This is a genomic window from Yersinia frederiksenii ATCC 33641 (assembly GCF_000754805.1).
Taxonomy (GTDB): domain Bacteria; phylum Pseudomonadota; class Gammaproteobacteria; order Enterobacterales; family Enterobacteriaceae; genus Yersinia; species Yersinia frederiksenii.
Window position 1 is genome coordinate 1,760,659 of record NZ_KN150731.1, and the last position, 24,189, is coordinate 1,784,847.

The following is a 24,189-nucleotide window of genomic DNA, read 5'->3' on the forward strand; positions in this document are numbered from 1 at the left end:
GTTATATTTTCCTCATCAAAAATAATACAATTACCATGCCGATAAATTCACTACTAAGAAAATAGTAGAGAATTTTAATGCCCTCAGGGTCATTCATAATAAAGTCATAATTTATTGGACTTAAAAACTGCAAGCTAAATAGAAAAATAAAAGGAATAATTGCGGTGATTTTAGAGGACATACGTGCTTCTGCGGTCATTGCCAGTTTTTTGTTTTCCATGGCGCGAGCATTAGCTACCGTTTTGCCTAAACGTAATAAAACTTCTCTGAGTTTTGCCCCACTTTTCATATTAACCAGAATCGCAATAGTAAAAAAGTAATACTCTTTATAAGGTAGGCGATGATAGGAGGACTTAAATACTCGTTCTGGGGCTTCACCTACATTTAGGCGACGACTCACCCGCCCTAACTCTTCCCCCAGAGGCTCTGGCATAATTAGGGCACAATCAGCTAATGCTTGTACGATACTGTTTCCTGAACTGATTGCACCATTTATGATAGTCAGTGCTTCCGGGAATATTTGCTGAAAAGATTTACGTAAAATCGTTTTTTCGACTTTATCAACCACTAGCAGCCCGATAAGCAAACTGATAGGCAGTACGACCATGATTGCTTGATGAAAAACATAATGGTTTAAAGCAAGACAGACGGCTGTGGTGGCTAGCATTAATAGTACATTTCGGCCTAATACTCGGTTTTGCCGATGGCGGAATAAATCAATGTAGTTGAGTATAAAGCCGCGAGCACCCAGCACAAACTGCCGCCGGCGTGGTTGCTGAGGGGTGGTTTTAAGCATGACTTTAATCATGCTATTAGCTTCATTAATTGAGGTGCTTTTTTGCATGGCCTGCCAGCGCTTGGCAATCAAATAAAGCATTAGCACACCGAAGCACATAATTAATACATAGAGTTTGGTCATTATGTCCCCTCAAAAATCATTTTGAGCACATGTTCCAGATTCATTAGACGGGCATGTGTGTATAAAGCAGAGCGCTGAGAAAGACCGTTACAGACAAATTTACCGACGATATTTCCTTGTTGGTCGCGAGCATTTTCTGTCACAAAGCGGAAGATGTCCTGAATGACCACCATTTCGCCTTCAATACCCATAACTTCAGAAACAGCCATGATTTTTCGGCTGCCGTCATTCATCCTTGATACTTGGATAATCATATTGACAGCGGAGGCTATATTTCTGCGAATAACCTCAACCGGTAGACTTAATCCCGCCATCATGACCATATTTTCCAGGCGGGCAATGGCATCACGTGGTGTATTGGCATGCAACGTTGTCATGGAACCATCATGGCCGGTATTCATGGCTTGCAGCATTTCAAATGTTTCTTCACCACGACACTCACCAATGATTATTCGGTCTGGGCGCATACGTAAGGCGTTAATAACTAGGTTACGCATTGTGACTTTGCCGGTATTCTCAATACTGGCCATTTTGGTTTCTAACCGGACGACATGTGGCTGTAATAGCCGTAATTCAGCAGCATCCTCTAATGTAATAATGCGTTCATCTGATGAGATATGTTGAGATAGGGCGTTCATTAACGTTGTTTTACCGGAGCCAGTACCGCCGGAAATAATGATATTTATCCGGCATTTTGCTGCCATAATTAATAAGTTAGCCAGTTTTTCATCGAGGGTGCCGTAGTTGATCAGATCCTTGAAAGTTTTAGATATTTTACTGAATTTACGAATTGAAATAGAGGTGCCGTCTAATGCAATAGGGTTTATCACCACATTCAAACGACTACCATCGTGTAAGCGGGCATCTACTAATGGCTGTGATTCATCAATACGGCGTCCGACTCTGGCGACTAAACGTTTTGCGATATCAGTTAGCTGGTCATTGTCTAAAAAGGTTAATTTGGTCTTCTCTAACTTCCCCCGCCGTTCAACAAAAATATTGTCCGGGCCATTAACCAAAATATCGTTAACAGTCTCATCTTCCAATAATTCACGCATAGGACCAAAGCCAAGGATTTCATCGGTAATGGCGTGACTGAGTTTTTCGGTATCTTCTTTCGACAGATAGCGGTTTGTCGCCTGACTAATCTTTTGCACAATAGCGATAATTTCACGCAGCAATGCCATCCGATTAGTAATCAGCGTATCTATACGGTCGACATCAATGCTATCCAATACTTGTTGACGGATAATTCGTTGTGTCTCTTTTAGTTCGTTATTACGCTCCATACGACCCTATTCCGCCTACTTTTTTAAATAACGTTGCATCAAGCCAGAAAGATGACTGGTGTATTTACGTGATGTCGGATTTTGTCCCAAGACTTTTTGTGCCAGAACAGTTAAAGATTCCGCTGGTTTTCCTTGTAGTCTTAGTGGCTTAGAAGGATCGTTGGGTGGGCGCTGATAGATAATTTGTGCTGATATCTCATTGTTAAGTAATGCAGTTAAATCCCCAAGGGATAGAATTGCTCCCCCTGCGGGCTTAATCTGATTCAAACAGGTAAATTCGCGTTTAACACCATTACCGACTGTTTGTAGAAAGCGATTAACTTCTTGTGATAATTTAGCAACCCGTAGTGATGCCAAGTCATGACTGATAATAAAAATTACACAATCAGAAAAATTTAAAATATGTTCAATTTTCTCTTTATCAAGATTAAAAACAGGATAATCAAAAATAGAAAAATTATAACGTTCCAGTAACGGGTCATAGAAGTTTGATGTTATCTCACCACCATTCTTCTTAATGGAAAGGTAATCTGTCACTTCCGTTACATCATTGTCCAGTATATGGTCAGAAATAATATCTATATCCTGAGAACCACCATGCCCCTGTACCAGTAATACCGGAACACGGTTATTGACTGCGATACGTTGTGCCAGATGGTAGCTGATAGTCGAGGTGCCAATCCCACCTTTGCATCCCAGCACACTAATTTTAATTGCTGAGCGTTTATTACTCAATTCCAGCCGGGTACTTTTTACGCGTGCAACAATATCCGTGAGTTGTGAAGGGTAATGAAGATAATCTACTCCAGCCTGCACAAATTGTTGCGATAAAACAATTGAATCACTATCACCAACCACTAGGCAGCTAGCTGTGTTTAGCAGAATAGTATTGATTTTATTCGTTATTTTTTGTGTGTTAGTGGCATTTTCGATATCAATAATGACAGTGTGGATTGTTGATGATAAATCCAGTGACTCTATTTTAAGAAAGTTGTCAGTAATCCTCTGGATATTACTGACATTCTTCAACACTAATTGGCTACTGACTTCATCCATCCAAGAAGCACGCGCCGAAATAAGAACAACCGTATCTTTATCGGTGGATGTCTCCGATTTATCGTTATTAGAGAATAATAGCATTCAGAAATACCTGTTAATGATGATAAATAGAGAATATTATTTTTTATTGATAATGCTTAAGTTACGAAGGTTCTCAACACTGCAACCTACCTTATCCCTATCTCGGTATTTATAATCTTGCCGATGGTAGTTACAGGTATATTGTGGAACGCGGTATTGCTCCAATGATAGGGTAATTAACCCGTGATTTTGCATATTAGACCCAGTAGAACTTGGTTGCATATAAATAGATGAAGGAGAAATATTAGCTGAAATTAATTGTGCACGAATATCGTAAGCTAAATGACGAAAAGCAGGTTGGTACCCGTTAATCAATATCACGGCATCACTCAATTTCCGGTAATTCTGTAGCACCTCACCGATCAAAATCTCTCTATCTATCACCGTGTTCGTATAGAGAGTATGTTCAGAGACACGGCTCATTAATTGTGATGGATTCCCCTCTGATGCAGCCAGCGTCTGAGCAGAGAAGATCGACATCCCAAATGTAAAAAGCAGAGAACTCATGACTAACCATCGGCGAAGGATCATTGTGCAAATCCTCCCTTATCAAGAAACTCAGTAACTTGTTTGCGAGATTTTGATTCGCGTATGGCGCTGATATTAAAGAAACGCTCTGCGAGGTTACTGCGTACAAAATTAGGCAATACCACTTTGTTAAATGAAATGGGTTTAACCAGATTGACAGTAGCAACCACGACTAACTCAGTACGTTCTCGTTCGGCACCCGTCCGGCGGAATAAAGCACCTAATATCGGAATATCACTAATAAACGGAATACCCGATAGTGATTCTTTTTCGTTTTCATTTAATAGGCCACCCAGTACAAAACTATCCCCATCACCAAGTTCCACGGTCGTTCTGGCTTTTCGTGAACGCAATTTAGGAATATTGAGGTCACCCAAAGCATATTGGCCATCTAAACTACTGATCTCTTCACTCAGGTTGAGTTTTATTTTGTTATTACTTTCAACCTTGGCGGCGATCACCAGCTTTACACCAAACTCTTTATAGGTAATGGTGGAACCAGCCATCGAAGTTGTCACAATCGGAATTTCACCGCCGACTAAAAAGTCAGCTGTTTCACCAGAGAGCACCGATAAATTTGGTTCTGCCAAGATGCGTGCAATAGAGTCGTTCTTAATAGCGTAAATCAGGCTATTTAATGAATTGGCATCGAATCTAAATTTTGTCAGGTTAAATTGTCCTGCCCCCAATCCGGCATTGCTCCAATCAACCCCAACATTGTCCATGAAGGTTTTTGTCACTTCGACAACGGTCAATTTTACATTGACTTGGTTTGTTGTAGGCAATTTCAGGCGATTAACCAATCCCTCAAAAACCACTTTTTGCATAAAATCGATCGGCGTATCGTTGCTATCATCGCCACCGATAGAGTTAACAGAACCGGGTTTAATTTTGAGTTCAGTCTCTTTCCTTTTCAGCCCTAATGCCTGACCTACAGTCATATAGATACCTTCTCTGGCATCTTCATCCGGTACTGTGCCAGTCAATACATAACCTTCACCGTATTTTTTGATATCGATATCACTACCGGGATACTCTTCAGCCATTTCTTTTTTTATATTACCCAGTAGTGGGTCAACAATAATACTCATTGTCATTAGGGTGGCATTGTTATCTCCACCATAAATCTCAAGGCTGGCCCGGCCATTTTCTCTGGCAAATATTACGACTTGTTTTTCATCAATGACTTCATAGTCAGCAACATCGGGATTTGAGATGAATACCGTATCGACCGCAGCATTGACTTTTAGGGTGCGTGCTTCACCTTTCTCCATATATATATCTTGAGAAAATGCACTCCCTATCATTAATGCCATTGCAATAAAGGCTGCCAGGATCCGTGACGGTAAGTATCTGGAAAAATCCAGATTTGGCCGGTAATTATTTACCATAAATTATCCTTTTTTCCCTTTTAATTGACGAATAGTCTCTGGCAGCGTTTCATCTGTAGAGCTTGCTTTATTTTTAGCAAAACTGGCCGGAAATAGAATAAAGTCACCGTAAGGATCAATGGTGTACAACCGCTTAATGTCATGATCACTTAATTCTACGTATAGTTTTGCACTACTTTCAGGTTTGCTTTTAGCGGTATTCTTGTTCGCTGGCTTAGTATCTTTTGTCATCATTTTATTGATATTGGATACCACACCATTGCTTGCATTTTGGTCCATATACAATAATTTTTTGGAACTTAAAATAGGCAATATTTTGGTGCCGTTGAAATTTCCGATACGACGGATTTCAGGTTCAACACGCTGTAAAATTTGTGTTTTGTACCCGGAAATAATCATATTGTAACGAAAGTAAATATCGATATATTCACCTGCTTTCGTCGCGGCTAACTGTGAAATTTGCTGCTCACTCAAGTTGAATGCATAAACGTGATAACCCGGTGTAACCATTTGCGATAAATAGGCAGGGGAACCAGGCATAGCAATCTGGCTGGTACGAATACGACTATTTGCATTGATATCAACCAATGTGACATAACCGACCATAAATAACTGACCGGCATCTTGTTCTTCTACTAACCAATGTCCCGGCTCCAGCAACACTGTCTCTATTTTTATATCTTGTTCGGTAATGATAGAACCTGCTTTTAGCCCGACTTTAGCAATAGTAAAGTTGACAGAGACTTGCTCTATGGCCGGTTTTTTCTCTGTTTGAGTGCCAGTATTTTCACTGAGCCCATCATTCTTGTTGCCAGAAAAAATAAAAATCCCCAGCCCACCGACTAAAATGAGTAATACCGCCATGGCCATGATTATTTTTTGATTCACGTTCCAAGCCCCGTATAATTTTTATCTCAGGTGATAAATAAGTCATAAAGAACAAATAAATAGCTTCCTGCTATTGCCACGCCATAAGGCAAACCACGTGACTGCCGTTTTTCAAATCTCAGTCTGATAAATTCAATGATGGCTAAGCCACAACCCAATATCGACATGACCAGTAGGTAGCCTAAAATAATGCCATCGGGGAAGGTTAGCGCCAGAACGGCGAGTAGCTTGATATCACCAGCACCGACGATATTTATCGTGACCAAAATAAACCCGATGGCTAGTGTGATGAGTGCGCAAGAATAGTTAAATGGCTTATCAAAGATAAGCAGTGTACTGATAACGCAAACCAGTAATATAAGAATGTCTTGATTTTTTATTAACCTGTATCGAATGTCGGTATAACAGATTCTCATAAGGAGACCACACCAAATTAGCAAGATCCCATAATTTAGCCACATAAATTTATTGGTCTCATTCGAACATGTATGGGGAGTAACACTCACTACTAGCCAATATAGGCTAAAAGTGAGTGTTAGCTTAAGGCTACCTACTATGGCGTAGGGAATGCACTAATAGACTGATCTAAACTTTCTTTAATTTTCTCGAAGGCTAAAATAATTTTACCCAAGAAGTTATCACCACTTGTTCCATCACCCAGAACAATATACAGCATTGCAGAAACAGCTACTGCGATCATTGAATACTCAATGGCAGTAACACCCTTTTCATTTGTCAGCATATTTTGCAGTTTTTCTTGACCTTTAACTGCCAGATATACAGATGAGTTCAATACCATGTTTGAGGCTTTAGTAAACATTATAATTCCTTTATAAATGAAATTTAGCAAAGATAACTTATAGGCGGTTTTATCCTGTATATAAGTTATGTGTTTACTATATTTTGATAGTCACAATCATGGTAGAGCCAAAGTGTTTTATTTATCAATCACAGCTAATTATAAAATTTAGGTACAGATTTTTATTATTTAGCATAAATTTTACAATGAAAGAACAATGTTTATATTCTTGATGTATTAAATCTGCCGGCAAGTGATTGTTTTATTTTTAACATCACTAATCGGCAGTCTTTATCAGTACTCAGTTTGAGATATAATAATTGTTACGGAAAACATCTTACTGCTCTTGTACCATTTTTAGAAAATAGTCATTGATCAGTTTTATTTGCTCCAACTCCAGTGAGGCAAAGGGATAAATAATTCGCTGCCCCAGCCAGCTAAAGCCAAAAGTATCAAAGATTGTGGACATAGGAATTAAGCTGGTTGGAAAAGAATCAGGGTCTACTGTAATCCCTGGAGGTATGAAAAACGAGAAGTAGATCGAACGGGGTGCCCCCCAGATCTGGGGATGACCAAAGGCTTTGCGTAAGCCATCTGTCGCGAGCTGGTATTTTTTACGTCTTTTATGTGCCAGATTGGCAATATCACGGATCACTCTATTCGAGTGTAAGTAGTTTGAAACCAAACGATAGCAAAGTAGCGAGTCTTCACTGCAAAGTATGCTTTCCAACTGGCTGATTTCAGGATACAGATCTGCGGGCAGTATGCCAATACTGGCGCTGTTTTCGCTGCCGAGGATCAGTGCCATTGATGAAACATAGATGTTCTTTTCACTGGGATGACTGACGTATATGGGGCTGCTGGTCTTTTCGCCAAAATTCATCAGTGATAAAGAATCGTCTTCAATTAACCAGACATTATTCCTCTGACACCACTCTGATAGATAATCCCGCCGTTCCTGGCTTAATACCGCTCCAGTGGGGAATTGATGGGCGGGAGTGAGATAAATACAATCGGCATTAAGATTTTCCAGGTTTTCCACCTGTAGTCCATGCTGATCGACGGGAACCAGAATTATTTTAAACCCAAGTGAGGTAAAAATATCATGTACCTTGTTGTAACACGGATATTCAAGGATGATAGTTGGGCAGGGTGTTCTCTTCTTAATTGCTACCGCGACAGTCAATAGGAATGACACCACATTTTTGGTGACTATCGAGGCATTATAGTTTGCCTTTATTCGACGCATGGAGAATAGCGTGTCGGCCATTAGCTGCCTAATATCTAATAGCTCAGGAGAATCATTTTTGCGCAGCCTTATTTCCGTGAGGAATTTTCTTACAAATACATCTGGAATTCCTACGTCCCTCGCATGATAAATCCTATCTTGTTGTAGCTTATTTTCAGCCTTCTCTTTAAACATGATTTTTGTTTTTAATTTTACCCCTTGGTTATTATCAACAATAATGGAGATAAAATAACCACTTCGTTCTTTGCTTTGAATGATCCCTAATTTAACTAATTTTTCATAAGCGCCAATTACTGAAGTTCGTGATACTAATAATGAATCACTCATTGCAGTAATGGAGGGAAGATGATCACCAAATTTTAGGTCCCCCTTGTTTGTTAATTCTATGATTTCCTTAACAATTTGATTTTGTATATTATCATTTTTATTAATTTTTAATCGTAGCATGCTAAACCCTTAAAGTGTCTTGAAATACAATGGATTAACGGAACTATAAAATGATTTTTTGAAGATAACTGCGATATCTTGATTTTCAAAGTTAATACTTACCATAATGATTAAATTAACTTTGTCTTAACGTTATGATATTAATCACCACCAAAATTTATCGTGGTTTTTTTAACATAATAATCAACAGTTCATTCAATGAATCCCTATGTTGTTAGCCCAAAAATCAAATGCTTTATGTAAACTAATCACAAATAAAATTCGTACAAGTGATCAGAGATTATTTTTTTATGAGCACAGATTGCAAGTTGTTTAAATTGAAAGTGTTTTATGGTTTTTTTTAATTGATATATATTCGGTGGGATTATTATTATTGTAATTTATCTCTCCTTGTCGTTTAATGACATTAGATATCTTACAAGCCGAGTTTGAGTATGCGTAATTACGTACTACTCATGAACACTTATTGTATTAATTATTTTAACGAGGCATTACGCCCATTTTATCTAACAGATAACCTATGGATCGCTATATGTATAGCAACAAGCTGGTGCTGATTATCAGAGAACGTGTCAAGTCTGATTCGGGCGCTATTTCTCTTGAGTTTGCACTATTGATTGGGCCATTTTTACTTTTAGTCTTTCTATTTCTCGAAATTTGTCGAGTTATCTTTATCTCGGCTGCCTTGGATCTTGCTGTGGCTGAGTCAGGCAGAGAAGCCTCTTTTGATAGCCGTGCCTCCATTAATTACCGCACCAGCTTTATCCACAGCCTGGAGAATAATAGTCAGTTATGGCCTTGGTTGGGAAACTCAGATGCGATAACCATCGAGGATGTTTTGTATTGTCGAACGGTAGAGGAATTGGTTGCCAATAATTGCCTCGCTTCAACACCAGCAAGTGGAGCGAAATTGGCGGTTTACAGTATTAAGTATCAGTACAGCCCAGTTCTCGCCCAGCTATTTTTTCTGTCTTCATTTAAAGACAGCCTACTGAGTCGCAAGGTTGTTTATGTCCAACATTATGAATTGGCGTAATCCGTCGTTAGTCCCTCGATTCCAAGGAATACAGTCCTTGGTGCAATCCGCTAATGGAGCTGTGGCTCTGGAGGCATCGATAGTATTCACTTTACTGATTGTGCTGATTTATTTCGTGCTAGACCTCAGCCAGCTCAATCTCAATAGAGGCAAAGCCGAACGTACTCTGCATTCTATTGCCTCTGTTATTCGCGAGCGAACTTATCTGTATGACGAGAGAAAACAGATAGTGCCCGCAGAGGTCGATGATATGGCAAAAGTGGCATTGAATTTGTTAGGCAGTACATTTCCCGGTAAAGCAACCGCCGTGCGCCTCGAAACTTTTTATTTCACAACCGGCAGCGCCGGTGATGCAACGGTTGATAACAGTTGGATAGATGGTAAACCACTCACTATGTCTTATGCCACGGATGATAATTGTGTTGCTGCTGACGGCGCATTCACCGCGGTGGATGCAGCCCAAATGACTTTTATTAGTGAACGAACGCAATGGGGATGGGTGCCAATTTATCGCGTCACGCTGTGTGTTGAACGCAGTGATACCAGTGTCTTTTCGGCTTTTATCGGTTCATTGCTCAAGATGCCCCCTAATATCGCTATTTCCAACATTGTGATGCCACGTTGAGCTACGGAGATTTTTAGCCATGATCCTCACTAATATGATTAAAAAAACTTTCCGAACGCTGGCTGGTGAAAAGGGCGCACTAACACTGATGTATGCGTTGTTATTACCTTTATTAGCGGCACTGCTTTCTTTTACTCTTGATGGTAGCAATTTGTTAGCTAAACAAGCTCGACTGGCAGATATCGTGACCGAGAGTCTGGTCAGTAGCGGGACCCACAGTTATAGCCAACAAGTGCGCAGTAGCAGTGTGTTGAAAACTAATCTGGCCTACCATTTTCCCCAAGACCCAGTTTTGACGAGCTGGGTTAAAGTGACAGTGACAGAGATTCCTACCGGGTATAAATATGATCAGATTGCAGCAGCACGCATTAACTCATCGGTTTATCTGCCATTAGTGGTGTTTGGCTTTGACCAAAAACAAGCAGTGGCTTACCAAAGCCCGGAATATAAGCAGACAACATTAAAGGGCGTGATCTCTTTTAGTGATCAAACGGAATTGGTTGATACTGGGGTAGGAATTGATTCTAACGGTAAGCTCTGGGTATGGGGATATCGTGATCACGGGTTACAAGGCAATGGAGCAAACGGTATTTCAGGTAATGCGGATACAGCCAAACCGGCAATGGTGATTATCCCACCAGGAGAGCCGAACTCTTTATTACGTATCAGTAAAATTGCCGGCGGTATTTATCATCTGGTTGCTTTAGATGAAAATGGAGATGTTTGGAGCTGGGGGCAAGACCTCTATGGTGAGGCTGGCTCGACGGTGTGTAATGGTAGCAAGGTGCTATATAACCCGACCCCCTGCAAAGTATTGAGCGGTGTGGTTGATATCGCTGCTGGTGAATACACCACGTTGATGCAAAAAGCCGATGGCACTTTATGGTTTCTTGGCGAGTGCCGTTACAACCAGTGCGGTAATAATCGTTATGCGACAACCGCGCCGGAAGCGGATTTAACTCGAGTAACGCCGACCCAAATTGTCTTAGGAGGAGAAAAAGTCACATTAATGGGGGCGGCTTATGAAGGCAGCTTTGCTGTTACCGTTAATGACAGTAACGAATATTCAGTTTGGGGCTTTGGTGATAATGAAGGTTGTGGTTTGGGTTTTACTCAATATGTGCACGGCGGAACGGGCCCGATAGCCACACGTAATGATGTTCGGGGCGGCCAGTCACAATGCCATTATGGCTATCAGGATTATAAAGGTTTATCCGCCTTACCGCGGAAGATCAGCGGCCTGAAAAATTATGCCGATAAAATAGTCTATATTTCTGGGGGCAATGGCTGGGGCACGGCATTGCTGGACGATGGTGCGGTGATTGGCTGGGGCACTCATTTCCACTTAGGGCAGAATTACCCCAGTTATCAATATGAATCAGCAGCATTGACCAATTTGGAAGTTTCATCACCGATTGTCATTATGCAAAACGTGAAAACGTTACAGTCCCGCTATATTGGGAGCGCAGCTCTGACACAAGATAATCGCCTGTACACTTGGGGCGGTCATGAATTGTATCAAGTCTATGGTTCCGGTGTGAGCTTCCGTGCCGCTGATGTTAAAGAGTTTGCTGTGGGCAAAGAACATATGTTCTACACCAATATGGATGGACAAACTTTTGGTGTGGGTTATCTAGGTGCCAGTGGTGATAAATTCCTGCTAGGGAACTTTACTAAGTACTTATCCCATCCACTGAATGGTGTGAATTATGGTTTGGGTGATGTTTATACGGTTAACTGGCCGGGAATAGAATTGGATTTTACTAAGTATGGCATTGATCTTGGTAGCAGTGGTTATCCTGAGCCTACGCCGGATTAGCTATATTGCCAATGTTTACCCGTAGCGGGAAATAGGCTATTACTGTTCATCCTAATGGTACAGACGTCACACGAAAATGAATATTGAGAAGCTGGAAAAACATCCTCATCTAGTCCCTGAAATTGCCGAAATGCTGCAAGCACAATGGTCTGATTTGACCCGCTGGTCTTCCGCCAGCGAAATTGCCGAACGATTAGCACGGCGCAATTCTGGGCTGAATAAAGAATTTACATTATTAATATTGGCTGATGATGGACGAGTTTCCGGGACTGTCAGTGTCATGTTATATGAACTGAATGATATTCAGGAACGCCAGTATTGGTTAGGTGAAGTGTTCACGCCACTCGCCTATCGTGGACGGGGTATTGCCACCCAATTGATCAAGGCAGGCATTGAGCAGTGTCGGCAATTTGGTATTAGCCATCTTTATCTCTATACCCCAGACCAGCAAGCCCTCTATCGTAAATTGGGATGGCACGAGATCGAGCAGAGGCAGGTGTCTGGTGAACAGGTTTCGGTGATGCAATTGACCCTGCACCCTTGACGCCGCAATGTTGTTGGAATAGCCACATATTTGCATTGCGAATATGTGGCTGATGAAATTAACGTGGAGTGATGGTGACAGTATTGCCATGAGTTGCAATTGTGACTCGTTGACCGGCATGGAATTGTGTCACCCCTTGGGCTTGAACAACCAGGAAAGTCGTGCCGTTATCTCGGCGAACTTCTAATTCAACACCACTACTGCGGTTCAGCATACTTTGAACTTGTTGGCCTACAACACCACCAGCAACCGCACCTGCAGCAGTACCAAGACGACGACCGGTACCGCCACCGATAGTATTACCCAGGAAGCCACCCACTACAGCGCCGCCGACTGTACCAGCAATGTTATTTCCATCACCACCCTGAATAGTCACAGGACGTACAGAAACCAGAGTGCCGTAAGTTACTGTTTGGGCTTGCCCGGCTTGAGAACTGCTGAAAGTATCGCCCGAAAGGGTATTATTATTAGCGCAGCCACTGAGTGTGGCAACGGCGATAGCAACAACAATGAATGGTTTGATCATAAGAAACCCCTTTTAGCGCATAACCGGTTGAATATTGACCGGTAAATTTATCATAGCACGACTCATTTACTAGTAAATTGATTCATATATAAAATATGCAATTAACTACGCTATCACGGCCATTTGGCCCATTGCGAAGGGGTGTAGCGGTCACTAAACCCCTCGCGTTGGTGCATGCATTATACTGTTAAAGCTCAAATTTTAACCAAGAATACCCTTGGTGAGGGACGCCAAGACTCGATATTATCCTGAGCAGATCTATTTTGTAACAATCATATCCAGCATCAAAAATAGCAAAATAGTACGTTGAAATATCCAATTGTTAATAAAATCACTCACAATCTGAGAGCTGGAAATTCATATTTTTTACCCGGAATAAATTAAAAGCTAATCACGTTTTGTGATTTATCTATTTCAAATAGAACCTGTTTTATTTTTTATCAAATGATAATGGAAGATTGAATGATTAATCGACTCAGGGAGCAAGAGAGGTAAGTGTTAAAATAATCAGTTTTAGTAAATTATTGACATAATTGGGAATTTTTCATGCTTGCTTTTCTGCCGATTTTTATCGATCATTGAGAGGTTCAGAAAGGACACTCTACATCAGTATTGGCGCGGGTCAGAAGAGTTTTTTAAATTGCAATTTCCCCATGTTTTCAATGCTAAATTATGCTTTTCTTATCAATTAGATTTACTTAATTGGGCTAAGAGACTCATTTCATCTTTAAGCCAGATAGAACTTTCATTTTCAGTTAAATAACTAAAGTAAGTAATATGTAATTAAAGTTATATCATTAATTGGCTGTGCTCGGTTAATGATATTCAATTCCATTTGTATCCTCTGCATTACGACTTGACAGATTTTCTATCTTCTGGCAAATGAAATGTTTTGCTGAAACGGTTTTAGTTCACAGATATTTCCCTCGTATTAACTCAATCAATTATCCATTGATAAAGATCAACTTAATTTAATTTCAAAGGTTACAAACTATTAACACAAAATCATGTTTTATCTAAGGGTATACCCGTCATCTTTCAAGTCGCAGGTGCGCTTGCTGTTTTCCTGAATCTTGGAATTTAGTGGGTATAAGTAGAATAATAAAAAATAGGGGAAAAAACATGCTTTCCCAGCATGGCGTTAACCGTCGTGATTTTATGAAACTTTGTGCAGCATTAGCTGCCACCATGGGTCTTAGCAGCAAGGCTGCCGCTGAAATCGCGAGTACAGTGAGTTCACCCCAACGTCCGCCGGTCATCTGGATTGGTGCGCAGGAGTGTACCGGTTGTACCGAATCACTGTTACGTTCAACTCATCCAACCATTGAGAATCTGCTGCTGAGTGTTATCTCAATGGAGTACCATGAAGTTCTATCTGCCGCATTTGGTGACCAAGCGGAAGAGAACAAGCACCACGCAATTGAAAAGTACAAAGGGAAATATGTACTGGTGGTGGATGGTTCTATCCCACTGAAAGACGGTGGGATTTACTGCATGGTTGCCGGTAAACCTATTGTTGAGCATATCCGTGAAGCTGCAGAGCATGCCGCAGCCATTATTGCTATTGGTTCGTGTTCTGCCTGGGGTGGCGTGCCTGCCACTGGCGGTAACCCGACAGGCGCGGTTAGTTTGCAAGAGGTGCTGCCGGGCAAAACCGTTATTAATATTCCTGGCTGCCCGCCTAATCCGCACAACTTTCTGGCGACAGTGGCCCATATCATTACCTTCCAGCGACCACCCGCGCTGGATGCTAAAAATCGCCCAACCTTTGCCTATGGCCGCCTGATCCACGAAAACTGCGAGCGGCGTCCGCACTTTGATGCTGGCCGCTTTGCCCGTCAATTTGGTGATGAAGGTCACCGGCAAGGTTGGTGTCTTTATCATTTAGGCTGTAAAGGGCCGGAAACCTATGGCAACTGCCCAACATTGGAGTTCTGCGATGTAGGGGGAGGGATCTGGCCAGTCGGTATTGGGCATCCTTGCTACGGTTGTAATGAGGAAGGTGTTGGTTTCACCAAGGGGATTGCGCAATTATCCAGTGTTGAACATCCGACACCGCGTGCCGAGCTACCTCTGATCCATAACCCGGAAGGTGGCAAGGTTTCGACCACCGCCACGGCGTTACTTGGCGGGGTTGTGGGATTGGTTGCCGGTGTTAGTCTGATGACGGTGCGTGAACTGGGGCGGCAACAGAAACAGCGCCGCAAAGATGACGATCACTCATCGCGGGAGGAGTAGCCGTGAATCGACGTCACTTTTTCAAATTAGCCTCTGGCGGTGTGCTGTTGGCGGGGTTGTCGCCCAGCACTAAAGCTGAGGTACAAAATCGGCCACCGATCCCCGGTTCGTTGGGGATGTTGTATGACTCCACATTATGTGTTGGCTGCCAAGCTTGTGTGAGCAAATGTCAGCAGATCAATCATAGTGAAATATACGCCAGTGGCGAGGCCGTCTGGTCAGAGAACGACAAACTCAGCCCCTTTACCAACAATATTATTCAGGTATGGACTAGCGGCACGGGGGTGAATAAAGATCAATTGGAAGATGGCTATGCCTATATCAAAAAGCAGTGCATGCACTGCGTTGATCCCAATTGTGTCTCCGTCTGCCCAGTGAGTGCCCTGCGTAAAGATGCCAAAACCGGCATTGTTCATTATGACCCCGATGTCTGTACCGGTTGCCGTTATTGCATGGTCGGTTGTCCGTTCAATGTGCCGAAATATGATTACGACAACCCCTTTGGCAAGATTCATAAATGTGAATTATGCAACCAGAAAGGGGTCGAGCGTTTGGATAAAGGCGGGTTACCCGGCTGTGTTGAAGTCTGTCCAACCGGCGCGGTGATATTTGGTACTCGCGAGGAACTGCTGTCAGAAGCTCAACGGCGGTTGACTCTGACACCGGGCGAAAACTACCGTTTCCCACGCCAAACTCTCAGTGCCAACGACACCTACGAGCATCCGGTTCCTCACTATGATAAGCACGTTTATGGTGAGAAAGAAGGCGGCGGTACCCAGGTTCTGGTACTGGCGGGCATTCCGGCCGAGAAGCTTGATTTACCACCATTGGCAGAATTGGCGACGGGCGCGCGCTCTGAGCATGTCCAGCACACACTGTACAAAGGCATGATTCTGCCGCTGGCAGTATTGGCCGGGGTGACTGCATTGGTGCACAGAAATACGCGTGCTGAGCGCAAAGACGCTGATCATGATGAAGATAAAAAGCATCATGACGAGTCGGACAGGCAGGATAAAAAGGAAGGTCCAGATGACGATGCATAAATCCAGCCCACTGGGTGGGCGGCTGGTCAGTTGGCCAGTCATGCTGTTAGCGCCTTTTGTCGTGTTATGTGCGCTATTGATTGTCAAACGTTTAGTGCTGGGGCTGGGGTCGGTCAGTGATTTAAATGGCGGCTTCCCGTGGGGCATCTGGATTGCCTTTGACTTGCTGGTTGGTACCGGTTTGGCTTGCGGTGGCTGGGCATTGGCTTGGGCGGTTTATGTGTTTAACCGTGGGGAATATCACCCACTGGTACGCCCAGCCCTGCTCGCCAGTTTGTTTGGTTATGCCCTCGGTGGCCTATCAATAACCATCGACGTAGGTCGTTACTGGAATCTGCCTTACTTCTTTATCCCTGGGCACTTCAACGTTAACTCGGTACTGTTCGAAACCGCGGTCTGTATGACGATTTACATCGGTATTATGGCGGTGGAATTTGCCCCAGCACTGTTTGAACGCCTGGGCTGGAAAGTGTCGCTTAAACGCCTCAACAAAGTGATGTTTTTTGTCATTGCATTGGGCGCATTGCTGCCAACCATGCACCAATCCTCAATGGGGTCGTTGATGATTGCCGCTGGTGCCAAGATCCATCCACTGTGGCAAAGCTATGAAATGTTGCCGCTGTTCTCCTTGCTGACGGCGGCTATTCTCGGCTTCTCCATTGTCATTTTCGAAGGCTCCTTGGTTCAGGCCGGATTGCGTGGGCGAGGGGCTAACGAAGCGCCGCTATTCGCGCGATTGACCACCATCATTGATGTATTCCTGCTGCTGTTTATTGCGCTGCGCCTTGGTGAAGTGATCGTGCGCCATAAAACTGACTATTTGTGGTTGTTTGACCGCTATTCCATTGCTTTCTGGGCTGAAATTATCCTGATGGCCTTGCCGTTGCTGATTTTCCGCATTCCGAAAGCCAGACAAGATAGCCGGCTACTGTTTATTGGTGCGCTCTGCATGATTGGTGGCGGAGCCTTATGGCGGCTGAATTACTCGCTACTGGCCTTCAATCCCGGCGGCGGCTACAACTATTTCCCAACCACCAGTGAAATCCTGATCTCTATCGGCTTTGTCGCCATTGAGGTCTGTGCCTACATTTTATTGATTCGACTGTTGCCGGTGCTTCCTGCTCACGGGCAGTTACATAAGAATAATCAGACAGAGGTAAAGCATGAGCCAACGCATCACCATTGATCCCGTCACCCGAATTGAGGGACACCTGCGGATCGACTGCGAAATTGAGGACGGCAAAGTTATTAAGGCTTGGTCCTCCGGCACCATGTGGCGTGGCATGGAAGAAATTCTACAAGGTAATGATCCGCGCGATGCCTGGATGATTGTGCAACGCATTTGCGGCGTCTGCACCACCATCCACGCCATTGCTTCGGTGCGCGCAGTAGAAAATTCCTTAGGAATGGAAGTGCCGGTCAATGCTCAGCATATCCGCAACCTGATTCTGGCCGCACACAGCATTCATGACCATATCGTCCACTTCTATCAACTGTCGGCGTTAGACTGGGTGGATATCACCTCGGCGCTGCAAGCTTCCCCACGCAAAGCAGCAGAGATGCTAAGAGGGTTGTCCAGTTGGTCGCTTAATAGTGAGCAAGAGTTTGCCCGCGTACAGCAGAAAATCAAGGATTTGGTCGCCAGCGGCCAGTTAGGTATTTTTGCCAACGGTTATTGGGGCCATCCAGCAATGGCATTGCCGCCGGAAGTGAATCTGATTGCCGTGGCGCATTACCTGCAAGCGCTGGAGTGTCAACGCGATGCCAACCGCATTGTGGCGGTACTGGGCGGCAAAACGCCGCATATTCAGAATCTGGCGGTAGGCGGGGTTGCCAACCCGATTAATCTGGATATGCCGAGTGTGCTGAATCTGGAACGCCTGATGCTGGTGAAATCCTTTATCGATCGCTTGGGTAGCTTTATCGAGCAAGTCTACAAGGTGGATACCGCCGTGATCGCCGCCCATTATCCGGACTGGCTCAATCTGGGCAAAGGGGCTGATTACTACCTGAGCGTGCCGGAGCTGCCAATCGATCGCAAAGGGGAAACCTTCCTGCTGCCAGGCGGTTATCTGGAAAATGGCACCTTCCGCCCGATTGTTAATCACAACGATCCTTACTTGATCAAAGGGATTGCTGAGAGCGGCAAACATGCCTGGTACAAGGACGATGAGCCGCTGGCACCTTGGGAAGGGAAAACCAACCCGAATTACACCGGCTGGCAGGAAGATGGCAAATATTCTTGGGTAAAAGCGCCGACATTTTATGGCAAAACCGTGGAAGTCGGGCCGCTGGCCTGGTTGATGTGTGGTATCGCGGCAGACCATGGGCCAACCAAGCAGCACTTTAATGACATCGGCGCGGCTTACCACACATTAAGTGGGCAGAGCATTCGCGCTGAACAATTGCCATCAACACTGGGCCGCATTATTGGTCGTGCGGTGCATTGTTGTGTACTGCATGAAACATTGGCCCAGCAATGGACGGCACTGGTCACCAATATTGGTACTGGTGATGTTGAAACCTTTATCAAGCCTGACATTCCTCTGACGGGTGAAATCCGTGGCGTGGGCTTTGAAGAAGCACCGCGCGGCATGCTGTCGCACTGGGTGGTTATCAAGGATGGCAAAATCGCCAATTATCAGGCGGTAGTGCCATCAACCTGGAATGCCGGACCGCGTAACTATAACGACGAACCGGGACCTTACGAGCAAGCACTAGTGGGGACACCGGTTGCCGACCCTGCCAAACCACTGGAGGTGGTGCGGACCATTCACTCATTCGACCCGTGCATGTCCTGTGCTGTACATATTGTTGATACAACGGGCAACGAAGTGACCAAAGTCAAGGTGCTGTGATGGGGATTTTGGTATTAGGTATAGGTAACTTATTACTCAGTGATGAGGCTGTCGGAGTGCGAATTGTCGAAGCGCTGGAACAGCGCTTTCACATTCCACCGGGAGTGGAAGTGCTGGATGGCGGCACTGCCGGTTTGGAGTTGATGGAAGCGATGGCAAATCGCGAGCATCTGATTGTTGCTGATGCGGTATTGACCGGGCAGTCACCGGGTAGTGTGGTGGTGCTGCGGGATAAAGAGATTCCGGCAATGTTTAGTCGCAAAGTATCACCGCATCAGTTGGGGCTCTGCGATGTGTTGATGGCGCTGCAATTGACCGACGAATTCCCGCGCCAGCTCACTTTAGTGGGTGTGGTGCCCGAATCGCTGGCACCAAAGATTGGCCTGACGCAGACGGTCACACAAGCCATCGAACCGGCGCTGGAACAGATTGTCGCGGCACTCCACGCCAGCGGAGTCACGCTCAAAGCACGGGAAGAAAGCCATGTCTGATGTCATTGCCGGCCACACACAAAATCCGGCAGAATTGTTGGAACAGGTGTTTAGCCAGATAGCAGCCGATGAAATGTGCAAATTGCCATTTTACCGCGACCACATTCCACTACGGGCCTGTGGATTTCAGCTATTTGAGCAGCAGTGGATTGGCGCGTTATTGACTCCATGGATGCTGAGTCTGGTGGTATTACCGGGGCCACAGCAAAGCTGGCAACGTCGTACCGTAGGAGAGCGCCTGATGCTGGCGCTACCTTGCGGTACCATCGGTTTTACCGTTAGCGAGATTGCTGGTTGCGGCCAGTATCTGAGCCGCTCGCTGATGTCGCCATTGGATACTGCGCTCGGTGCAGAACAGGCAGTGCAACTGGCAGAACAGAGCGCGCGCATGGCGCTCTCACTGCCGGTGGTGGATGCTGATGCTCCCGCTAATCCACGGCGACGAGCCTTATTTAGTAAGGTTACTCAAATGACGAATCCGCATGCATGAAATCAGTTTATGCCTCAGCACATTGGAGCTGATTGAGAAACAGGCACAATTGCACGGCGCCAAACGGATAACGGCAGTATGGCTGGAAATTGGTGCGCTATCTTGTATTGAAGAGAGCGCTTTGCGTTTTAGTTTTGATGCCGCCAGCCGCCAAACACTGGCAGAGGGGTGCCAATTGCACCTTAGCTACCAGCCAGCCAAAGCCTGGTGCTGGGAGTGCTGCACCAGTGTTGCTATTGAACGGCATGATGCCGGGTGCCCGCATTGCGGCAGCCATGCTCTGCAAGTAGAGAGTGGCAGCAATTTGCAGGTAAAACAGATAGAAGTGGAATAATTCTGAAGGAGTGAATTCCTATGTGTACGACTTGTGGTTGCGCCAGCGGCGAGAGAAAGATCGAGGGCGACGACAATCATCATCATGATGAGCACCACCACCATGATCATCACGACCACCATCATCAGCACGATGTCGGCCACCACGATCATCATCATGATCATCACGACAGCGCTGCCCAGCCGCAAAAAATTCAGCATAAACATAAAAATAAATATGTCGCTAAAGGCACGCAGCCAGTCATTGTTCACCACCACTATTATTACCATCAAGGTGATGTTCATCATCATTATCATGGCAAAGCGCCGGAACCGATGGCGGGTACCGAACCTGAGGATACCGACGCCCCGGCAGCAGAGCCTTTTGCTCCACAAGTTCATGCCGATAAACTTGGGCTGCATTATGGTCAGGGTGAGGCCGGTAGCCATGCGCCGGGCATGGGGCAGCGCCGTTTATTGCAAATTGAGCAAGATGTACTGAGCAAGAATAATCATTTAGCCAGCCATAACCGTGAGCATTTTGTCGAACAACATATTTTGGCGCTGAATTTGGTTTCTAGCCCCGGTTCCGGCAAAACCACTTTGTTGACCACGACCTTGCAGTCGCTGGCCGGGCAAGTGCCTTGTGCGGTGATTGAAGGTGATCAGCAAACCACCCATGATGCCGAGCGCATTCGCGCAACCGGCGTACCAGCGATTCAGGTTAACACTGGCAAAGGCTGTCATCTGGATGCGCAGATGGTGCATGATGCTGCGCACCGTCTGGGGCTCGCCAATGATAGCCTGTTGTTTATCGAAAACGTCGGTAACTTGGTCTGCCCGGCCAGCTTTGATCTGGGTGAACGCCACAAAGTAGCAGTACTCTCGGTCACTGAGGGTGAAGATAAACCGTTGAAATATCCTCATATGTTCGCTGCATCCACCCTGATGATTATCAATAAAATCGATCTGTTGCCGTATCTGGATTTTGATATTGAGCAGTGCATCAATTATGCCCGTCAGGTGAACCCCGATATTCAGGTTATTGCTCTTTCAGCCAGTAGCGGCGAGGGAGTGGACTTGTGGCTGGAATGGCTGGAGGCGCAGCGATGTGCTTAGGCGTACCCGGTAAGATTGTGGCGGTAGGTGAAGATATCCACCAATTGGCATGGGTGGAAGTGAACGGCGTGAAACGCGAAATCAATATTGCGCTAGTGTGCGATGAAAGTCCGGCGGCCTTGTTGGGCCAATGGGTTTTGGTGCATGTCGGGTTTGCCATGAGTCTGCTTGATGAAGAAGAAGCTCAGCAAACACTGGCGGCGTTAGCGCATATGCAAGCTGTTGGGCTGGATCTGGATGATGTCGCAAGTGGGGCCAGCGATGCGCTACGTTGATGAGTTTCGTGATCCAGCATTAGTGGCAGCATTGCTGGGCCGTATTGAAAACTTACTGCCACAGATCCCGAATCAGCAGCGTTTGCCGCTGCAGATCATGGAGGTGTGCGGTGGTCATACTCATGCGATCTTTAAATTTGGTCTTGATCAACTGCTACCTGATGGGCTGGAGTTTGTTCATGGGCCGGGCTGCCCGGTCTGTGTACTGCCGATGGGGCGTATCGACAGTTGTTTGGAGATTGCTGCTCATCCGGAGGTGATTTTCTGCACTTACGGCGATGCCATGCGAGTGCCGGGCCGCAATGGTTCAATGCTGGATGCCAAGCGGCGCGGAGCAGATATTAGAGTGGTTTACTCACCACTGGATGCCCTGACGCTGGCACAGAATAACCCTTCCCGCGAGGTGGTATTTTTCGGACTGGGTTTTGAAACGACCATGCCCGCCAGTGCCTTAACGCTACAACAAGCCAAGCGGCTTGGGCTGACCAATTTTAGTCTGTTCTGCCAGCACATTACTATTATTCCGACTTTGCGCAGCCTGCTACAGCAGCCAGATGTGCGGATCGACGGTTTTCTGGCTCCTGGCCATGTCAGCATGGTGATCGGCACCACGCCATACCACTTTATCTGTGACCAATTTAATAAGCCGCTGGTGGTCACCGGCTTTGAGCCACTGGATATTTTACAAGGGCTGGTGATGTTGCTGGAGCAGATGGTCAGTGGGCGCTGTGCCGTGGAAAACCAGTATCGGCGCATCGTGCCCGACAGTGGCAACCTATTAGCACAGCAAGCACTGGATGAAGTGTTTATAGTTAAAGCTAGCAGCGAGTGGCGTGGGTTGGGCGAAATTGCCGATTCCGGTGTGCAACTTAGCCCGGCATATCAGGCTTTTGATGCTGAACTACGTTTCAAGCCACAGCAGCAAAGAGTGGCAGATGATCCACGATCCCGCTGTGGTGATGTGCTGACTGGGCGCTGTAAGCCGAGCCAATGCCCACTATTCGGTGGCGAGTGCACGCCAGATAATGCATTTGGGGCGCTGATGGTTTCCTCTGAGGGAGCTTGCTCCGCTTACTACCAATATAAATAAATCAGGCAAGAATAAATGAATAACCAAGAGATCACCCTGGCCCACGGCAGTGGTGGGCGGGCCATGCAAAGCTTGATTGAATCACTGTTTTTGGCGGCATTTTCTAACCCCGCGCTGAATGAGCGGGAGGATCAGGCGCGTATTGCGTTGGCGGATCTTACTGCACTCGGTGATCGGTTGGCAGTATCGACAGACAGCTATGTTATCGATCCAATCTTTTTCCCCGGTGGCGATATTGGCAAATTGGCAGTGTGCGGCACGGCCAATGATGTGGCGGTCAGTGGTGCGATACCGCGCTATCTTTCGTGCGGCTTTATTCTGGAAGAAGGTCTGCCGATCGCCTCACTTGAACGTATTGTGCAGTCGATGGCAGCTACCGCGCAGCAGGCAGGTATGCAGATAGTCACTGGCGATACTAAAGTGGTTCAGCGTGGTGCGGCGGATAAGATTTTTATTAATACCACCGGTATTGGGGTGATCCCGGCAGATATCCAGTGGGGAACGGCGATGATCCGTGCCGGTGATCGGATCATTGTCAGTGGCACTTTGGGGGATCATGGCGCGACTATCCTGAATCTGCGTGAAGGTTTGGGATTGGAGGCTGAGCTAAGCAGTGATTGTGCACTGCTGGCACCACTGATTGCACCACTGCGCCACATTGCGGGGGTGCGGGCGTTACGTGATGCCACGCGGGGCGGAGTCACTGCTATCCTGCATGAGTTCGCTGCCGCCAGTGGGTGTGGCATGGAAATCAATGAAACCGATTTACCGTTGAAACCGGCGGTACGCGGGATTTGCGAATTACTGGGATTGGATGCGCTCAACTTTGCCAACGAAGGTAAGCTAGTACTGGTGGTTTCCCCTGAGGCACAACAGGCCGTTTTGGCTGAGTTGCATCGTCATCCATTAGGTCAGGACGCCGCTGTTATCGGGCAGGTCACCGAGAGCAAGCAAGTGCGTTTATGTGGCGCATTTGGTGTTTCACGTCGGCTGGATTTACCACTGGATGAGCCATTACCGCGAATTTGCTAATCCCCCTGCGTCCTTGACACCGCAGTGGTGTTTACTTGCTC

Annotated in this window: 25 protein-coding genes; 15 read left to right on the top strand and 10 right to left on the bottom strand. The window is 45.6% G+C overall.

What is annotated here, in order from left to right; translation table 11 throughout:
* Position 1: 1 nt before the first annotated feature.
* The 9 genes from DJ58_RS0121710 to DJ58_RS13790 all read right to left on the bottom strand — a co-directional run bounded on the left by DJ58_RS0121710 (position 2) and on the right by DJ58_RS13790 (position 8,650).
* Complete coding sequence (locus DJ58_RS0121710) at positions 2 to 808, bottom strand: type II secretion system F family protein (protein WP_161598518.1); 807 nt, start codon at positions 806 to 808, stop codon at positions 2 to 4.
* 110 nt (positions 809 to 918) lie between these two features.
* Positions 919 to 2,208 (bottom strand): TadA family conjugal transfer-associated ATPase, encoded by a 1,290-nt coding sequence (locus tag DJ58_RS13820; protein WP_004711912.1) that lies wholly within the window; start codon positions 2,206 to 2,208, stop codon positions 919 to 921.
* A 15-nt stretch (positions 2,209 to 2,223) separates the two neighbouring features.
* Positions 2,224 to 3,348 (bottom strand): CpaE/TadZ family protein, encoded by a 1,125-nt coding sequence (locus tag DJ58_RS0121715; protein WP_050413913.1) that lies wholly within the window; start codon positions 3,346 to 3,348, stop codon positions 2,224 to 2,226.
* Between the two features lie 36 nt (positions 3,349 to 3,384).
* Positions 3,385 to 3,879: a hypothetical protein gene (locus DJ58_RS13815; protein ID WP_032911795.1), complete on the bottom strand. Its 495-nt coding sequence runs from the start codon at positions 3,877 to 3,879 to the stop codon at positions 3,385 to 3,387.
* Positions 3,876 to 5,267, bottom strand: a complete 1,392-nt coding sequence (locus DJ58_RS13810; RefSeq protein ID WP_004711905.1) for a type II and III secretion system protein family protein — start codon at positions 5,265 to 5,267, stop codon at positions 3,876 to 3,878. The genes DJ58_RS13815 and DJ58_RS13810 overlap by 4 nt, the downstream gene beginning before the upstream one ends.
* Positions 5,268 to 5,270: 3 nt before the next feature.
* Entirely contained in the window at positions 5,271 to 6,155 is an 885-nt protein-coding gene (locus DJ58_RS13805; protein WP_032911793.1) for a hypothetical protein, read from the bottom strand.
* Positions 6,156 to 6,181: 26 nt separating this feature from the next.
* Positions 6,182 to 6,616 (bottom strand): A24 family peptidase, encoded by a 435-nt coding sequence (locus DJ58_RS13800; protein ID WP_032911792.1) that lies wholly within the window; start codon positions 6,614 to 6,616, stop codon positions 6,182 to 6,184.
* Positions 6,617 to 6,708: 92 nt separating this feature from the next.
* Positions 6,709 to 6,975: a Flp family type IVb pilin gene (locus DJ58_RS13795; protein WP_032911790.1), complete on the bottom strand. Its 267-nt coding sequence runs from the start codon at positions 6,973 to 6,975 to the stop codon at positions 6,709 to 6,711.
* A 316-nt stretch (positions 6,976 to 7,291) separates the two neighbouring features.
* Positions 7,292 to 8,650: an aminotransferase class I/II-fold pyridoxal phosphate-dependent enzyme gene (locus DJ58_RS13790; protein ID WP_004711898.1), complete on the bottom strand. Its 1,359-nt coding sequence runs from the start codon at positions 8,648 to 8,650 to the stop codon at positions 7,292 to 7,294.
* Between the two features lie 532 nt (positions 8,651 to 9,182).
* On the opposite strand from DJ58_RS13790, the gene DJ58_RS13785 reads away from it, so the two are divergent.
* The 4 genes from DJ58_RS13785 (at position 9,183) to DJ58_RS13770 (ending at position 12,674) form a co-directional block, all read left to right on the top strand.
* On the top strand, positions 9,183 to 9,686 hold the full coding sequence (locus tag DJ58_RS13785) for a TadE/TadG family type IV pilus assembly protein (protein ID WP_032911788.1): 504 nt from the start codon (positions 9,183 to 9,185) through the stop codon (positions 9,684 to 9,686).
* On the top strand, positions 9,661 to 10,311 hold the full coding sequence (gene tadF / locus DJ58_RS13780; RefSeq protein ID WP_080544677.1) for a tight adherence pilus pseudopilin TadF: 651 nt from the start codon (positions 9,661 to 9,663) through the stop codon (positions 10,309 to 10,311). Before DJ58_RS13785 ends, tadF begins: the two co-directional genes overlap by 26 nt.
* A 19-nt stretch (positions 10,312 to 10,330) precedes the next feature.
* Positions 10,331 to 12,130, top strand: coding sequence for an RCC1 domain-containing protein (locus DJ58_RS13775; protein WP_004711893.1), 1,800 nt, complete (start codon positions 10,331 to 10,333; stop codon positions 12,128 to 12,130).
* Positions 12,131 to 12,206: 76 nt separating this feature from the next.
* Positions 12,207 to 12,674 (top strand): GNAT family N-acetyltransferase, encoded by a 468-nt coding sequence (locus tag DJ58_RS13770; RefSeq protein WP_004711891.1) that lies wholly within the window; start codon positions 12,207 to 12,209, stop codon positions 12,672 to 12,674.
* 58 nt (positions 12,675 to 12,732) lie between these two features.
* Here the strand turns inward: DJ58_RS13770 and DJ58_RS13765 are convergent, their stop codons facing one another.
* The gene (locus DJ58_RS13765; protein ID WP_004711890.1) at positions 12,733 to 13,200 is read right to left on the bottom strand and encodes an outer membrane lipoprotein; all 468 of its coding nucleotides are present in this window, start codon (positions 13,198 to 13,200) and stop codon (positions 12,733 to 12,735) included.
* A gap of 1,122 nt (positions 13,201 to 14,322) precedes the next feature.
* On the opposite strand from DJ58_RS13765, the gene hybO reads away from it, so the two are divergent.
* Genes hybO through hypE form a run of 11 tightly spaced genes read left to right on the top strand, consistent with a single transcriptional unit; the run spans position 14,323 to position 24,148 of the window.
* Positions 14,323 to 15,438, top strand: a complete 1,116-nt coding sequence (gene hybO / locus DJ58_RS13760) for a hydrogenase 2 small subunit (protein WP_004711888.1) — start codon at positions 14,323 to 14,325, stop codon at positions 15,436 to 15,438.
* A gap of 2 nt (positions 15,439 to 15,440) precedes the next feature.
* Positions 15,441 to 16,481, top strand: a complete 1,041-nt coding sequence (gene hybA, locus DJ58_RS13755; RefSeq protein WP_004711886.1) for a hydrogenase 2 operon protein HybA — start codon at positions 15,441 to 15,443, stop codon at positions 16,479 to 16,481.
* On the top strand, positions 16,468 to 17,667 hold the full coding sequence (hybB, locus tag DJ58_RS13750; protein WP_032911784.1) for a Ni/Fe-hydrogenase cytochrome b subunit: 1,200 nt from the start codon (positions 16,468 to 16,470) through the stop codon (positions 17,665 to 17,667). The genes hybA and hybB overlap by 14 nt, the downstream gene beginning before the upstream one ends.
* Positions 17,645 to 19,339: a hydrogenase 2 large subunit gene (hybC, locus tag DJ58_RS13745; protein ID WP_032911782.1), complete on the top strand. Its 1,695-nt coding sequence runs from the start codon at positions 17,645 to 17,647 to the stop codon at positions 19,337 to 19,339. Before hybB ends, hybC begins: the two co-directional genes overlap by 23 nt.
* Positions 19,339 to 19,830, top strand: a complete 492-nt coding sequence (locus DJ58_RS13740) for a HyaD/HybD family hydrogenase maturation endopeptidase (RefSeq protein WP_032911781.1) — start codon at positions 19,339 to 19,341, stop codon at positions 19,828 to 19,830. Before hybC ends, DJ58_RS13740 begins: the two co-directional genes overlap by 1 nt.
* Complete coding sequence (hybE, locus tag DJ58_RS13735) at positions 19,823 to 20,320, top strand: hydrogenase-2 assembly chaperone (RefSeq protein WP_032911779.1); 498 nt, start codon at positions 19,823 to 19,825, stop codon at positions 20,318 to 20,320. The genes DJ58_RS13740 and hybE overlap by 8 nt, the downstream gene beginning before the upstream one ends.
* The gene (hypA, locus tag DJ58_RS13730) at positions 20,313 to 20,654 is read left to right on the top strand and encodes a hydrogenase maturation nickel metallochaperone HypA (RefSeq protein WP_032911777.1); all 342 of its coding nucleotides are present in this window, start codon (positions 20,313 to 20,315) and stop codon (positions 20,652 to 20,654) included. The genes hybE and hypA overlap by 8 nt, the downstream gene beginning before the upstream one ends.
* 20 nt (positions 20,655 to 20,674) lie before the next feature.
* The gene (hypB, locus tag DJ58_RS13725) at positions 20,675 to 21,751 is read left to right on the top strand and encodes a hydrogenase nickel incorporation protein HypB (protein ID WP_004711877.1); all 1,077 of its coding nucleotides are present in this window, start codon (positions 20,675 to 20,677) and stop codon (positions 21,749 to 21,751) included.
* Positions 21,742 to 22,026, top strand: a complete 285-nt coding sequence (gene hybG / locus DJ58_RS13720) for a hydrogenase maturation factor HybG (protein ID WP_032911776.1) — start codon at positions 21,742 to 21,744, stop codon at positions 22,024 to 22,026. The genes hypB and hybG overlap by 10 nt, the downstream gene beginning before the upstream one ends.
* Positions 22,013 to 23,116, top strand: a complete 1,104-nt coding sequence (hypD, locus tag DJ58_RS13715) for a hydrogenase formation protein HypD (RefSeq protein WP_032911774.1) — start codon at positions 22,013 to 22,015, stop codon at positions 23,114 to 23,116. Before hybG ends, hypD begins: the two co-directional genes overlap by 14 nt.
* Before the next feature lie 15 nt (positions 23,117 to 23,131).
* The gene (hypE, locus tag DJ58_RS13710) at positions 23,132 to 24,148 is read left to right on the top strand and encodes a hydrogenase expression/formation protein HypE (RefSeq protein WP_004711871.1); all 1,017 of its coding nucleotides are present in this window, start codon (positions 23,132 to 23,134) and stop codon (positions 24,146 to 24,148) included.
* Positions 24,149 to 24,189: the final 41 nt, after the last annotated feature.